Here is a 13,365-nt window from a genome sequence, read left to right on the forward strand (position 1 = left end):
CTTCTTTTAAGATATGGTTTGCAGTGCCATTTGAAAGGACAGATATTTTAGTACATTTGTGCGTCTATCTCGAGTTTTGTTGCAAAATTAAACTCGAAAATGTTCAATAAAATCAATTATGAAAAGAATACTTATTACCGGAGCGGCAGGATTTTTAGGTTCGCATTTATGTGACAGATTCATTAAAGAAGGCTATTTTGTTATTGGAATGGATAACCTGATTACGGGAGATCTTAAAAATATTGAGCATTTATTTAAGTTAGAAAACTTCGAATTTTACCATCATGATATCACAAAGTTTGTTCACATTCCGGGTGATTTAGATTATATATTGCATTTTGCATCGCCAGCAAGTCCGATTGATTATTTAAAAATTCCGATTCAGACTTTAAAAGTTGGATCGTTAGGAACTCATAATTTATTAGGATTGGCGCGTGTAAAAAAAGCAAGAATTTTGATTGCTTCAACTTCTGAAGTTTATGGTGATCCGTTGGTTCATCCACAGACTGAAGAATATTACGGAAACGTAAATACAATTGGTCCAAGAGGAGTTTATGACGAAGCTAAACGTTTTCAGGAATCGATCACGATGGCATATCATACGTTTCATGGTGTAGAAACCAGAATTGTGCGTATTTTTAATACTTATGGCCCAAGAATGCGACTGAATGACGGACGTGTAATTCCCGCTTTTATTGGTCAAGCTTTGCGCGGAGAAGATTTAACGATTTTTGGAGACGGAATGCAGACGCGTTCTTTCTGTTACGTAGACGATCAGGTTGAAGGTATTTTCAGGTTATTGCATTCTGATTATGTTTATCCGGTAAATATTGGAAATCCTGACGAAATCACGATTAAAGATTTTGCAGAAGAAATCATAAAATTGACAGGAACAAATCAGAAAGTGGTTTATCATCCGTTGCCAATAAACGATCCTTTACAGCGTCAGCCAGATACTACGAAAGCGAAAGAATTGCTTGGCTGGGAAGCAAAAGTAAATAGAGCAGAAGGAATGAAAATTACCTATGAGTATTTCAAATCATTATCTCCTGAAGAACTTGCTAAAGAAGAACACAAAGATTTTTCTAGTTATATAAAATAAGAAATCTCGAATTTCTGAAAGCATCATAAATCTAATGAACGATTTAGTATCTATTTTAATTCCGACATATAATACTGAAAAGTTCATTAGAGAAACTTTGCAATCGGTTCAAAATCAAAGTTATTCCAATTGGGAAATGATTTTGGTTGATGATGCATCGACAGATCAAACGGTTGCTATAATTGAAGAATTCGCCCAAGATGACAATCGAATCAAATTATTCAAATTAGAAAAAAATTCAGGAAATGGTTTTGCTCGAAATATTGCTTTAGAAAAAGCTTCGGGAAAATATATTGCGTATTTAGATGCTGATGATTTATGGTTTCCTGAGAAATTAGAAAAGCAAATTCAGTTTTTAAAAACAAATAATCTGACGTTTACTTTTAGTTTTTATGACTGTATTGATGATGATGGAAATAATCTAAAAAGAAGAGTTGAAACTCCAGTTCCATTAACTTACAATCAGCTGTTTTTTTGCAATTACGTTGGAAATTTAACTGCCATCTACGACGCTGATTTTTTTGGAAAAATCAAATTAGAATCTTCTCAAAAAAGACAAGATTGGCGATTGTGGCTTACCATTTTAAAACAAATAAAAACGGCGGAAGCTATTCCAGAATCTTTAGCATTTTACAGAATTAGGAAAGATTCTATTTCATCATCAAAATTCAAATTGATCAAACACAATTTTGGTGTTTACAGAGAATTTCATGGATACAATCTCGTTTTTTCTGTTTTGTTGATGATGAGGTTTTTGTTTACTCAATTGATAATCAAACCAAAGTATATAAAGAAAGTTTAATGTTTTTTCAAGGTCGCAATTTGCGACCTTGAAGAATTTCGCTTAGAATTGGAGGTCACAATTTGTGACCTCCAATTTTTTTTAATAATACGTTTCGATTTTTAAGGTCACAATCTGTGACCTTAAAGAGTTATTTTTTATAGCCAATCTTTACTCTTTCAGATTCATTTTCTTTCTTTTCAGTCAATTCATCTAAATAAGAAAATACTAATTCAATGTTTTTATCGTGATTTTCTAACTTCTTTTGAATATGAAGAATATCAATCTTAATTTCGGTTGTGTCTAAAAGTATTTGCCTCACTTTCGTGAAAATACGCATGATTTGAATATTGGTTTGAATGGCTTTATCACTTTTTAAAACACTTGACAACATTAAAACGCCGTGTTCTGTAAAAGCAAAAGGCAAATATTTTTGATGTTCTCCTCTTCCTTTTTTTAAGGTCGCAATTTGCGACCTTAAAGAATTATATTCATTTTCAGTAAGTTGAAACATGAAATCAATAGGAAAACGCGATAAATTTCTTTTTACCTGTTCATTTAATCTTTTAGTTTCAACTTCATAAAGAGAAGCTAAATCATAGTCAAGCATCACTTTTTGACCACGAATAAAATATATTTTATTAGAAATTGTTTCTTCAGAAAGTAAAGATTGATCTTCCATAAGTTTTTAATTAGAAAAACAAATGTAAGATTTTATTTATATTTATAAATATGATTTAAACTGTTTTAGTTTTCCGCGATTGGTTCTTTCTAAAACTGTTTTTCGAGTAAAAGTGAAGTTTAAATTGGGTTCTAAATACAAATCGATGGCTTCTTGTATTTTTTGAATTTGTTCTGAAACTAATGCTGTATCAGCAAGATATTCAATTTCAAAAGCATCTAATTGCGTTTGCTTAATGATAAATTCTTTTACGTTTCCGTCATCTTCAATGATGCTTTTGGTTACGTAATAGAAAGTTAAACCTGGCGATTTTTTTCCGCTTGGAAGAATTGCAACGTCATTGGTTCTTCCAATTAATTTTTTTAGAATTGGTTTTTGAGGAGTGCTTTTTTCACCTAAAATTCCAATGTCACCAATTTCATATCTGATAAAAGGATTTGCTTTGTTGAATAAAGAAGTAATTACAATTTTTCCTTCTGTTCCATGTGGAACAGGATTATTGTTTTCATCTAAAATTTCTACAAAAAGTGTTTCTGCATTTACCTGCCATTCTCCTTGCGGATTTTCAAAAGCAATCAAATCCAATTCAGATGCGCCGTATTCACTGATAATCGGAATTCCGAATTGTTTTTCTAAGAGTTTTTTATCTGTTTCAAAAAGCATTTCCGAAGTAACAAAACAAGCTTTTAAAGTCGGACAAATTTCTTTTAAAATGATATTTTTTTGTTCCAAAAATTTAGCAAAAAGGACAATCGAACTTGTGTATCCGTTTATGTAATCGAATTTTTTAGTTTTGAATTTCTTCAGAAACCTTTCCAAAACATCATCTGATAAATCAAAAACAGGAAAACGAAAACGATGCGTTAAAAAGTCTTTAAAACGTTCTTTTTGATATCCAACAAAATCCATAGGAATTCCATAAAAACGCGCTTGATACGAATGATTAAAATCAATTCCAAACCATCCAAACCGCATAATATTTGATGCCCAAGTTAGTGCATGCGAATATTTATCTTTGGCAAAAACAAAAGGAGTTCCGCTTGATCCGGAAGTTTTGTTGAGGTAAATATTTTTTTTAGAATAGCCTTTTGAAAGTCTTTCTTCAAGCGGTTTTTGAAGATTTTGTTTGTTTAAAATCGGTAAATCAGACCAGTTTTCAGCAGTTGCATTTCCAGCTAATTCTGAATAAAAAGAATTGTTTTTAAGATGAAAATCAACAATTTCTTTCTTTTTATTTTCGAGAAAAGAAATATAATCTTTTTCAGAAAAATGAACAATTTGATCCAACTCGGCTTTGGCTTTCTCAATCGGAAAACCATTTAATTGAAGAGAAATATCAAAAAGACGAATCATTTTTCAGGATAATTTTCATCAAAAATAATGTTTAGGAATTACTAACAGGGCAGAACCAACAATTTTTTGAAGATTTAATTATTTTTTACGTGCAAAAGCAAGTATTTTTGCACCACAACTAAATACAACAACACCATGACAATTTTATTATTGGGATCGGGCGGAAGAGAGCATGCTTTTGCTTGGAAAATGACTCAGAGTCCACTTTGCGAAAAACTTTTTGTTGCACCAGGAAATGCAGGAACAGCGGCAATTGCTGAAAATGTTGCAATAGCTCCAACTGATTTTGAAGCCGTAAAAGCATTAGTGCTGAAAGAAAATATAAGTTTAGTAGTCGTAGGACCAGAAGATCCGTTGGTAAAAGGTATTTATGATTATTTTAAAAACGACGAAAGTTTAAAACATATTCCAGTAATTGGACCATCAAAATTAGGCGCACAATTAGAAGGAAGTAAAGAATTTGCAAAAGAATTCTTGATGAAACACAACATTCCGACCGCTGCTTATGACAGTTTTACTGCCGAAACAGTTGAAAATGGATGTGCGTTTCTTGAAACTTTACAGCCTCCTTACGTTTTAAAAGCAGACGGATTGGCAGCAGGAAAAGGAGTTTTGATTATTCAGGATCTTGAAGAAGCCAAAACAGAATTAAGAAATATGTTGGTTCATTCAAAATTTGGAGCAGCGAGCGCAAAAGTTGTTATCGAAGAATTTTTGGACGGAATCGAATTAAGCTGTTTTGTTTTAACTGATGGAAAAAGCTATAAAATTCTTCCAACGGCAAAAGATTACAAAAGAATTGGCGAAGGCGATACAGGCTTAAATACAGGCGGAATGGGAGCCGTTTCTCCAGTTCCTTATGTTGATGCTGTTTTGATGGAAAAAATCGAAACTCGTATCGTAAAACCAACAATCGAAGGTTTCCAGAAAGACGGAATCGAGTATAAAGGTTTTGTTTTTATTGGTTTAATCAATGTGAAAAATGAACCGATTGTTATTGAATACAACGTGAGAATGGGAGATCCAGAAACTGAAGTTGTGGTTCCAAGATTAAAATCTGATTTGGTTGAATTATTCCTTTCGGTTGCGAATCAAAAATTAGACGAATTTACTTTAGAAGTTGACCCGAGAAGTGCGACCACAATTATGGTTGTTTCTGGTGGCTATCCTGAAGATTTTGAAAAAGGAAAAGTTATTACAGGTTTAGAAAATATTACAGATTCTATAGTTTTTCACGCGGGAACAAAATTAGATAACGAAAATGTCGTTAGTAATGGAGGACGTGTTTTGACTGTAACATCATATGGAGACGATTTCCAGCAGGCCATAAAAAAATCTTACCAAAACATAGATAAACTAAGCTTTGATAAGATGTATTTTAGAAAAGATATCGGATTCGATCTAATATAAATGAATTCTCTAACCCTTTTCGGAGGGTTAGATACTTTTTATTTTAAAAAAGAATGAGCCGTTGTATCTTGGTTTTCTGTTCCGGCATCATCAAAAATGCGTAATTGTTTAATCCAATAAACGATTGCACATGAACAAATGATCATGAAAATCCAGTTAATAGTGTTTGCACCAAACCATGTAATTAATTCCAAACGACGTAAAAAGTCAAGAGGAGCAAACAAAATGTTAACGAATAAGTATTGAATTCCTTCGAAAAAAGCTGTCATAATTTATAAAATTATATGTTATTATTGTTTTTAACGCATTGGATCAAGATTCAAAAAAGAATCTTTTTCAACTTGTTGGTTTTTCCTTTTAAACAAGTATTATATTTACAGTCACAAAAGTATAAAATATCCTTATGATAACAAGTGTTTTTAAAAAATCTACGCCATTAAATTATTCTTTGGTTGTAATTTTAATACTGGTTTTCTTTTTTCTGTTTCAAATTCAGGATCCTTCCTGGATTACTAATTATTTTTTGGGATTCCAAAAAGTAAGTTTGCTGTGTTTTATTTTTGCTTCTTTTTTCCTGATTAATTTTATTGCAAAAAAGAACGGACTCAGCAAAGACAACGGATACACGATTTTTTTCTACTTGCTGTTTATCTTATTTTTCCCGACGATATTTAACGATTCGAATGTTATTTATGCCAATTTTTTCCTGTTGCTGGCGCTTCGCAGGCTGATTTCATTACAGTCTTTGAAATCTTCAAAAGAAAAAATATTTGATGCTTCTTTTTGGATTTTAATAGCTTCTTTATTTCAATTTTGGTGTATTCTCTTTATTATTTTAGTTTTTATATCCATTATTTTTCACGTTTCACGCGATTATAGAAACTGGGTTTTGCCATTTGTAGCATTTTTAGCAGTTGGATTAATCTTTTTATTAGTATCGCTGGTATTTCATTTTGATGCCATTGCTTTCTTCGAAAAAAGAGCTGTAATCGATTTAAGAATCGATTATTTTAAAAATAATTACGAAAACGGAGCGCTTTCAATATATGTAGCCGTTGCCTTGTTTTTTGTGTTTTCAATGTTAACGACTTTATCAAATAGACCACAGATCGTACATACTTCATACAAAAAAATAGTAGCTTGTTTTTTTATAGCTGCTTTTGTTTTTATTCTTTCGCCAAATAAAAGCAATGATTTGCTGTTGTTTAGCATTACGCCTTTAACAATTATGGCATCGAGTCATGTGGAATATATGCAGCAAAAATTAAACAACGAAATTGTGTTTTACGTGCTTATTTGCTGCAGTTTATTTACGTTTTTCTCTCAGTTATAATTTGCTTCCGTAAGCAAGATCGCCGGCATCGCCGAGTCCTGGAACAATGTAGTTTTTCTCGTTAAGTTTTTCGTCAAGAGCAGCAACCCATAAATGACAGTTGTCAGGAAGATTTTTTTCTAAAAAAGCAACACCTTCTGGAGCCGCAATAACAACAACTATATGAAACTCTGCCGGAATGGCATTCTGCATTAATTTTTCATGGACAGCAACTATCGATTGTCCGGTAGCCAGCATTGGATCAAGAAGCAATACCGTTTTATCATTGAGGTTTGAAATCGCTTGATATTCAACTAAAATTTCAAATTCATCATCATTATTTGGATGAAATCTGCAGGCCGAAACGAAGCTATTTTCAGCATGATCAAAATAATTTAAAAAGCCATTATGAAGCGGTAATCCAGCTCTTAAAATTGGACATAAAACTAAATCAGTGGCAATTTGAGTTGTTTTTTTAATGCCAAGAGGTGTTTGAATATCGACATTTTTATATGGCAATGTTTTGCTCAATTCATACGCCATAATTTCGCCAATTCGTTCAATATTTCTTCTAAAACGCATGCTGTCGTTTTGAACATTTACATTTCGTATTTGGCCTAAAAAATGATTCAGTACACTGTTATTCTCAGATATATAATGAATTTTCATATGTAATTTTTAAAATAATTGATTGTTTCTAGCACAAAATGAAAAAATAATAGTTTTTTTCACACTATAAAAGTATAAAAAGTATCTTTGTGTCTCTAATAATTAAAGACATGTTTTCAAAATTAGCATATTCTGTTTTCGAACAAAGCATCAAAGATTATCATCAATTTGATAGTGTTGATCAACCGATTAATAATCCTTTTCCAAAGGATAAATTTGAGCACTTATTATATTTAAAAAACTGGATTGACACAGTTCAATGGCATTTTGAAGATATCATTCGTGATCCGCAAATTGACCCAGTTGCGGCGTTGACTTTAAAAAGAAAAATTGATGCTTCAAATCAGGAAAGAACTGATATGGTGGAATACATAGACAGTTACTTTTTGCAGAAATACAGTCATATAAAAGCAAAAGACGGAGCAAAAATCAATTCTGAAAGTCCAGCTTGGGCATTTGACAGATTGTCTATTTTGGCTTTGAAAATTTATCATATGCACGAAGAAGCTACACGTGCTGAGGCTTCGCAAGAACATAGAGATAAATGTCAGGAAAAACTAAATGTACTTTTAGAGCAAAGAACAGATTTATCTACAGCAATTGAAGAACTATTGACAGATATTGAAAATGGCGATAAATTCATGAAAGTGTACAAACAAATGAAAATGTACAACGATGATGAATTGAACCCGGTTTTATATCAAAATAAAAAATAATTTGGCCGACTTGTCTACCAAAATTAAACACATAGCCGTCATGAGACTATCCGCAATGGGAGATGTCGCCATGACGGTTCCTGTTTTACGCGCTTTTGTAAAACAATATCCAACAGTAAAACTGACTGTTGTTTCGCGTCCGTTTTTTAAACCTTTTTTTGAAGGAATTCCGAATCTTGATTTTTTTGCTTTTGATGAAAAAGAAAGACATAAAGGTTTTCCTGGACTTTTGCGATTGTTTAAAGATTTGAAACAGCTTGAAATTGATGCCTTTGCAGATCTTCATAATGTTTTGAGATCTAAAGTTGTGAGTTTGCTTTTCGCTTTAAGCGGAAAAAAAAGAGCAACTGTTGATAAGGGCCGAGAAGGAAAAAAAGAATTAACTCGTGCCGAAAACAAAATTTTCAAACAATTGCCAACTATGTTTGAGAGGCATGCAAAAGTGTTTTCAGAACTTGGTTTTCCGGTGGATTTATCTAATCCGGAGTTTCCTAAAAAAGCAGTTTTAAGTGCCGAAATCACCAATTTAGTTGGTGAGAATTATCAAAAATTAATTGGGATTGCGCCTTTTGCTCAGTATGATTCTAAGGTTTATCCGTTGGATTTAATGCAAGAAGTAATTGCAAAATTGGCTGAAAATAAAGATCAGACGATTTTGCTTTTTGGAGGTGGTAAAAAGGAAATAGAAATTTTAGATTCACTTTCTGAGCCTTTTAAAAATGTAATAAGTGTAGCAGGAAAAATTAAATTTCAGCAGGAATTAAAATTAATCAGCAATCTGGATCTAATGCTTTCTATGGATTCTGGAAATGCGCATATTGCGGCAATGTTGGGCGTAAAAGTCGTTACGCTTTGGGGCGCCACACATCCATACGCTGGATTTCTGCCATTTAATCAGAGTTTGGATTATGCATTAACTTCTGACCGAAATAAATATCCAAAACTGCCAACATCAGTTTATGGAAATAAAACTGTTGAAGGTTATCAAGATGCGATGAGAACAATTTCTGCAAAGAAAATACTTAATACGATTCAGTCTCAATTATAGTAGAAATTCCAATAAAAAAAATTCCAAATTCCAGTGTTACAATTGGAATTTGGAATTTTTTTATTTTGAGATTTTGACTCTCCTATAAATTAAGCAAAAGATATCCCATTGCTTTCTTTTTGTTTCTGTCAACCACAATTTCAACGAAATGATTTTCTTTTTCAGTAACAAGTAAAACGTGTTCAAAATCATTAGTTGAATTTCGGTAAACTTTATGAATCAATTCTGATTCTTTAATTTTATTCGATAAAATTTTGGCTGCTTTTAATTCACTTACATAGGGCCAAATATTAAAAAAGCTACCATTCGCAATTGATATTTCTTTCATTTCCCCAGGCTGTGAAGGATAATTTTCTTTTGAAAGAAGTTTAGGAACTTTTCTGTTTCTTCTTTTTTTAATTACGAAGTAAACCACAATAAAAGAGGATATTACAAAAAGTAATATAAAAGTTAGACGGAGGTAGTGATGCATTGCCATGATATAGAATTTTTTAAAAACGTGTTGACAATAAAATATAGTTTTACAAAACCTATCTTTCAGTTAAAGAACGATTTATTAGGTTCAAGTGCACTACTAATATAGTAAATTTTCAGGACATTTTATAAAAAATATTTAAATACGTATAGCCTTTTTTATGTATTGTTTAAAATCGCTTTCAAAACGAATCTCTAATTTTAAACTTTGTCAAAAGAAAAAACAGCATAAAAAAAATTCCAAATTCCAATCGTAAAATTGGGATTTGGAATTTGAAATATCGGAATTTAACAGACTATACGTCGTCGTAATCTACATAAATAGTATCTGAAGTTGGATGTGCTTGGCAAGTCAAAATCAAGCCTTCTGCAATTTCACCATCAGTTAAAATTGAATTTTTTGTCATTTCAGCAGAACCTGCTGTAACACGTCCTAAACAACTGCTGCAAATACCGCCTTGACAAGAATAAGGAGCGTCAACGCCTTGTTTTAAAGCGGCATCAAGAATGGTTTGTTTTTTAGACATTTCGAAAGTAACTTCTTCATCGTCAACTAAAACCGTAATTTTTGTATGGCCTTCTTGAGAACCCTGAATTACATGTTCTTCAGACGAAGATGTAAAAAGCTCAAATTTAATTGCTGATTCTTTTACATTTTTCTCTTTTAAAATACCCGAAACCGTGTTGATCATTTCTTCTGGACCACACAAGAAAAACTTGTCAAATTGCAGTTCTTTATGTTTGTTGTTCAAAACAAAATTCACTGCCGATTTATCAATTCTTCCAAATAAAGCATTTTCAGCTTTTGCTTGACTAAATACATAGTGAATGAAAAAACGTCCTACATACTGTAATTGTAAATCGTGTAATTCTTGGTGAAAAATAGTTCCTTCTGGAGTTTTATTTCCGTAAACCAATACAAACGAACTTTTTGGCTCACTTTTTAAAACCGATTTAATAATCGAAAGAACTGGCGTAATACCACTTCCCGCAACAAATGCCACATAATTTTTTTGTCTGTCAGTCTCTGGTTCAAAAGTAAATTTTCCTTCCGGATGACCTACTTCAAGAACATCTCCAGCTTTTAGCTTTGTATTGGCAAATTGAGAAAAAAGACCATTTTTCACTGCTTTAACAGCAATTCGCAATTCACCACTTTCTGGCGCAGAGCAAATAGAGTAAGCACGTCTTATTTCTTGATTATCAAGTGTTAGTTTTAAATTTATGTATTGTCCAGCTATAAATTTATAGTCAGCTTTTAGTTCTTCAGGAACATTAAAAAGTACAGAAACAGCCTCGGCAGTTTCGCGTTTTACCTCTTTAATTATAAGTTTTAAAAATGAAGGCATGATTAATTTTTTTTGCAAAAGTAGCAAACACTAAGTAATTGACACTTACTAAAATATTTTTTTTAACTTTTTTTGTAACGTTTTCCTACATTTGGTCTCTTACTGAAAAACCAAAACAAATAATCATGATTAAAAAGTTTATTTTTCTTGAATGGAAAGCCTTTATAAGATCAGCGTCGTTTGGTAAAAATCTGGCGATGAAAATTTTATTAGGATTCTTAATGATTTATTTTTCATTAATTTTTGTCGGAATGGGCGTAGGGGCATTCTACGTTCTTAAAAAAATGAATCTGGAACCGTTGCAGACAGTCAATAGGTTTTTGATTTATTATTTCATATTTGATTTAATAGTACGTTTGATGGTGCAGTCAATTCCGGTTTTAAACATAAAACCATTGCTGGTATTGCCTATTAAAAAACCAACGATTGTTCATTTTTCATTAGGAAAAACTGTTTTATCATTTTTTAATTGGGTTCACGCCTTATTTTTTATTCCTTTTTCGGTTGTCTTACTTATTGAAGGATATGATGTTGTGAGTATTCTTTTCTGGAATCTTGCGATGATTTCTTTAGTCTACATCAATAATTTTTTAAATATTATTTTAAACAATATTGATAAATTATTTGTTGTCTTTTTGGCTTTTGCCATTGCCTTGGGAGCGGCGCAATATTATAAGTTATTTGATATTACCGTTTTTACTGCGCCATTTTTTCAGGGACTTTATAAAATTCCGGGATTGTCATTAATTCCTGTTTTTGTATTGGCGGGCTTATATGTTTTTACATTTAGATTTTTCAAAAACAATTTATATCTCGACGCTGGACTTTCTATAAAAGAGGATATTGCGTCAACAGAAAATCTTACTTGGTTGAATCAATTTGGAACTTTGGGAACATTTCTTAAAAACGATATCAAACTCATCAAAAGAAATAAAAGATCAAAAACTACAATTTTCATGAGTTTTCTTTTCTTGTTTTACGGATTGATCTTTTTTGGAAATACACATCAACCACCAATCATGTATATTTTTGCGGGAATATTTGTTTCAGGCGGATTCTTATTTGTTTTTGGCCAGTTTGTGCCAAGTTGGGACAGCTCGTATTATCAATTAATGATGACACAAAATATTCCGTATCGCGGTTATATAACTTCAAAATGGTGGCTTATTGTAATTGCGACTTTTATATCGACAATTTTGGCTTCGTTTTATCTTTTTTACGGATGGCAGGTTTATTTAACAATTGTGGTTGGTGCCATTTATAATATTGGAGTAAATTCTCACCTGGTTCTTTTGGGTGGCGCATTTACAAAAACGCCAATAGATTTGAGCAACGCAGGGGGCGCTTTTGGAGATAAAAAAGCATTCAATTTAAATGCAATGTTATTGACTTTGCCAAAATTATTATTGCCTTTGGGACTTTATGGAATTGGTCTTTATCTTGATGATAAAACGCTTGGTTTGACACTAGTTGCAGGAGCAGGAATTTTAGGATTTGTATTTAGAAACAAAGTCTTTTCAATAATCGAAAAAAGATACAAAGCCGAAAAATACAGTACTATAAGCGCTTATAAACAAAAGAGTTAATTAGAAAATTAGAAAATGAGTCAATTTGAAAATTAGATAAATTTTTTATCTAATCGAAACCAAATTAACGATTAACCAAATCAACAATTAAACGTAAAAAAAATGATACAAGTAAATCAACTTTCAAAAAAATATAACAATACAACAGTTTTAAACATTAACAACCTTGAAATTCCGAAGGGTCAGAGTTTTGGATTGGTTGGGAATAACGGCGCGGGAAAAACAACTTTTTTCAGTTTGCTTTTAGATCTTATTCAGCCTTCAACAGGAAATATAAAAAGTAATGATATTCAAGTAAATACAAGTGAAAATTGGAAATCTTTTACAGGTTCTTTTTTAGATGAAAGTTTTCTTATTGGGTATTTAACTCCCGAAGAATATTTTTATTTTATTGGTGATTTACGTCATCAGAATAAAGCGGATATTGATGCATTGCTGTCAAAACATGAAGAATTTTTTAATGGCGAAATCTTAAAGAATAAAAAATACCTTCGCGATTTATCAAAAGGAAATCAGAAAAAAGTTGGCATTATTGCAACACTTATTGGCAATCCAGAAGTGGTAATTTTAGACGAGCCTTTTGCAAATTTAGATCCTACAACTGTAAGTCGTTTGAAAAAAATTATTAAAGAATTAGCTGATGATCCGAATGTTACTGTTTTAGTCTCAAGTCACGATTTACAGCACACTGTAGAAGTTTGTAATCGAATTGTGGCGCTTAATAAAGGCGAAATTGTAAAAGATATTCAAACCTCAGAAGAAACCTTACAAGAACTGGAATCGTTTTTTGCTGTTTAAGTTTCTATATTTCAAAAAGAAGCGTATTTTTACAAGTCATTATACTAAAAGTGCTTTTTATAAGTTTATGCTTTAAAAATTAGTT

14 protein-coding genes are annotated in these 13,365 nt (G+C 31.7%); 8 read left to right on the forward strand and 6 right to left on the reverse strand.

Going from position 1 to position 13,365, the window contains the following annotated elements:
• The first annotated feature begins 118 nt into the window (after window positions 1–118).
• Together RB619_RS04830 and RB619_RS04835 are read left to right on the forward strand one after the other, a co-directional pair.
• Window positions 119–1,102 (forward strand): UDP-glucuronic acid decarboxylase family protein, encoded by a 984-nt coding sequence (locus tag RB619_RS04830; protein WP_109191224.1) that lies wholly within the window; start codon window positions 119–121, stop codon window positions 1,100–1,102.
• A gap of 34 nt (window positions 1,103–1,136) precedes the next feature.
• A complete protein-coding gene (locus tag RB619_RS04835; protein WP_308094858.1) occupies window positions 1,137–1,904 on the forward strand; it encodes a glycosyltransferase family 2 protein in 768 nt (255 codons plus the stop codon).
• Between the two features lie 130 nt (window positions 1,905–2,034).
• On the opposite strand, the gene RB619_RS04840 is transcribed toward RB619_RS04835, so the two are convergent.
• The gene (locus RB619_RS04840) at window positions 2,035–2,565 is read right to left on the reverse strand and encodes an ORF6N domain-containing protein (protein ID WP_308094860.1); all 531 of its coding nucleotides are present in this window, start codon (window positions 2,563–2,565) and stop codon (window positions 2,035–2,037) included.
• A gap of 42 nt (window positions 2,566–2,607) precedes the next feature.
• On the reverse strand, window positions 2,608–3,918 hold the full coding sequence (locus RB619_RS04845) for a phenylacetate--CoA ligase family protein (RefSeq protein WP_308094862.1): 1,311 nt from the start codon (window positions 3,916–3,918) through the stop codon (window positions 2,608–2,610).
• Between the two features lie 135 nt (window positions 3,919–4,053).
• On the opposite strand from RB619_RS04845, the gene purD reads away from it, so the two are divergent.
• Complete coding sequence (purD, locus tag RB619_RS04850) at window positions 4,054–5,328, forward strand: phosphoribosylamine--glycine ligase (RefSeq protein ID WP_308094864.1); 1,275 nt, start codon at window positions 4,054–4,056, stop codon at window positions 5,326–5,328.
• Window positions 5,329–5,366: 38 nt separating this feature from the next.
• Here purD and RB619_RS04855 read toward each other — a convergent pair whose 3' ends face one another.
• Window positions 5,367–5,597, reverse strand: coding sequence for a hypothetical protein (locus RB619_RS04855; RefSeq protein WP_031453858.1), 231 nt, complete (start codon window positions 5,595–5,597; stop codon window positions 5,367–5,369).
• A 134-nt stretch (window positions 5,598–5,731) separates the two neighbouring features.
• On the opposite strand from RB619_RS04855, the gene RB619_RS04860 reads away from it, so the two are divergent.
• Window positions 5,732–6,661 (forward strand): DUF6427 family protein, encoded by a 930-nt coding sequence (locus RB619_RS04860; RefSeq protein WP_308094866.1) that lies wholly within the window; start codon window positions 5,732–5,734, stop codon window positions 6,659–6,661.
• Here RB619_RS04860 and upp read toward each other — a convergent pair.
• Window positions 6,656–7,309: a uracil phosphoribosyltransferase gene (upp, locus tag RB619_RS04865; protein ID WP_308094868.1), complete on the reverse strand. Its 654-nt coding sequence runs from the start codon at window positions 7,307–7,309 to the stop codon at window positions 6,656–6,658. The two genes, RB619_RS04860 and upp, sit on opposite strands and share 6 nt — an antisense overlap.
• 110 nt (window positions 7,310–7,419) lie before the next feature.
• Between upp and RB619_RS04870 the strand changes: the two genes are divergently transcribed.
• Window positions 7,420–8,025: a DUF4254 domain-containing protein gene (locus tag RB619_RS04870; RefSeq protein WP_308094870.1), complete on the forward strand. Its 606-nt coding sequence runs from the start codon at window positions 7,420–7,422 to the stop codon at window positions 8,023–8,025.
• A 40-nt stretch (window positions 8,026–8,065) separates the two neighbouring features.
• Window positions 8,066–9,073: a glycosyltransferase family 9 protein gene (locus RB619_RS04875; protein WP_308094872.1), complete on the forward strand. Its 1,008-nt coding sequence runs from the start codon at window positions 8,066–8,068 to the stop codon at window positions 9,071–9,073.
• An 82-nt stretch (window positions 9,074–9,155) separates the two neighbouring features.
• Here RB619_RS04875 and RB619_RS04880 read toward each other — a convergent pair whose 3' ends face one another.
• The gene (locus RB619_RS04880) at window positions 9,156–9,551 is read right to left on the reverse strand and encodes a hypothetical protein (protein WP_308094874.1); all 396 of its coding nucleotides are present in this window, start codon (window positions 9,549–9,551) and stop codon (window positions 9,156–9,158) included.
• Between the two features lie 292 nt (window positions 9,552–9,843).
• The gene (locus tag RB619_RS04885; protein WP_308094877.1) at window positions 9,844–10,896 is read right to left on the reverse strand and encodes a 2Fe-2S iron-sulfur cluster-binding protein; all 1,053 of its coding nucleotides are present in this window, start codon (window positions 10,894–10,896) and stop codon (window positions 9,844–9,846) included.
• 125 nt (window positions 10,897–11,021) lie between these two features.
• Here RB619_RS04885 and RB619_RS04890 point away from each other — a divergent pair, with 125 nt between their 5' ends.
• Entirely contained in the window at window positions 11,022–12,482 is a 1,461-nt protein-coding gene (locus RB619_RS04890) for a DUF5687 family protein (RefSeq protein ID WP_308094879.1), read from the forward strand.
• Between the two features lie 102 nt (window positions 12,483–12,584).
• Entirely contained in the window at window positions 12,585–13,280 is a 696-nt protein-coding gene (locus RB619_RS04895) for an ABC transporter ATP-binding protein (protein ID WP_308094881.1), read from the forward strand.
• Window positions 13,281–13,365 lie beyond the last annotated feature (85 nt).

The sequence above is a fragment of the Flavobacterium sp. LHD-80 genome, from assembly GCF_030929605.1.
Lineage (GTDB): Bacteria > Bacteroidota > Bacteroidia > Flavobacteriales > Flavobacteriaceae > Flavobacterium.

What these genes read in the sequence shown, in the direction of transcription:
- RB619_RS04860 (WP_308094866.1), top strand. Translation starts at nt 5,732, where the DNA reads ATGATAACAAGTGTTTTTAAAAAATCTACGCCATTAAATTATTCTTTG.
- upp (WP_308094868.1), bottom strand. Translation starts at nt 7,309, where the DNA reads ATGAAAATTCATTATATATCTGAGAATAACAGTGTACTGAATCATTTT.
- RB619_RS04885 (WP_308094877.1), bottom strand. Translation starts at nt 10,896, where the DNA reads ATGCCTTCATTTTTAAAACTTATAATTAAAGAGGTAAAACGCGAAACT.
- RB619_RS04845 (WP_308094862.1), bottom strand. Translation starts at nt 3,918, where the DNA reads ATGATTCGTCTTTTTGATATTTCTCTTCAATTAAATGGTTTTCCGATT.
- RB619_RS04870 (WP_308094870.1), top strand. Translation starts at nt 7,420, where the DNA reads ATGTTTTCAAAATTAGCATATTCTGTTTTCGAACAAAGCATCAAAGAT.
- RB619_RS04840 (WP_308094860.1), bottom strand. Translation starts at nt 2,565, where the DNA reads ATGGAAGATCAATCTTTACTTTCTGAAGAAACAATTTCTAATAAAATA.
- RB619_RS04835 (WP_308094858.1), top strand. Translation starts at nt 1,137, where the DNA reads ATGAACGATTTAGTATCTATTTTAATTCCGACATATAATACTGAAAAG.
- RB619_RS04895 (WP_308094881.1), top strand. Translation starts at nt 12,585, where the DNA reads ATGATACAAGTAAATCAACTTTCAAAAAAATATAACAATACAACAGTT.
- RB619_RS04880 (WP_308094874.1), bottom strand. Translation starts at nt 9,551, where the DNA reads ATGGCAATGCATCACTACCTCCGTCTAACTTTTATATTACTTTTTGTA.
- RB619_RS04830 (WP_109191224.1), top strand. Translation starts at nt 119, where the DNA reads ATGAAAAGAATACTTATTACCGGAGCGGCAGGATTTTTAGGTTCGCAT.
- RB619_RS04890 (WP_308094879.1), top strand. Translation starts at nt 11,022, where the DNA reads ATGATTAAAAAGTTTATTTTTCTTGAATGGAAAGCCTTTATAAGATCA.
- RB619_RS04855 (WP_031453858.1), bottom strand. Translation starts at nt 5,597, where the DNA reads ATGACAGCTTTTTTCGAAGGAATTCAATACTTATTCGTTAACATTTTG.
- purD (WP_308094864.1), top strand. Translation starts at nt 4,054, where the DNA reads ATGACAATTTTATTATTGGGATCGGGCGGAAGAGAGCATGCTTTTGCT.
- RB619_RS04875 (WP_308094872.1), top strand. Translation starts at nt 8,066, where the DNA reads ATGAGACTATCCGCAATGGGAGATGTCGCCATGACGGTTCCTGTTTTA.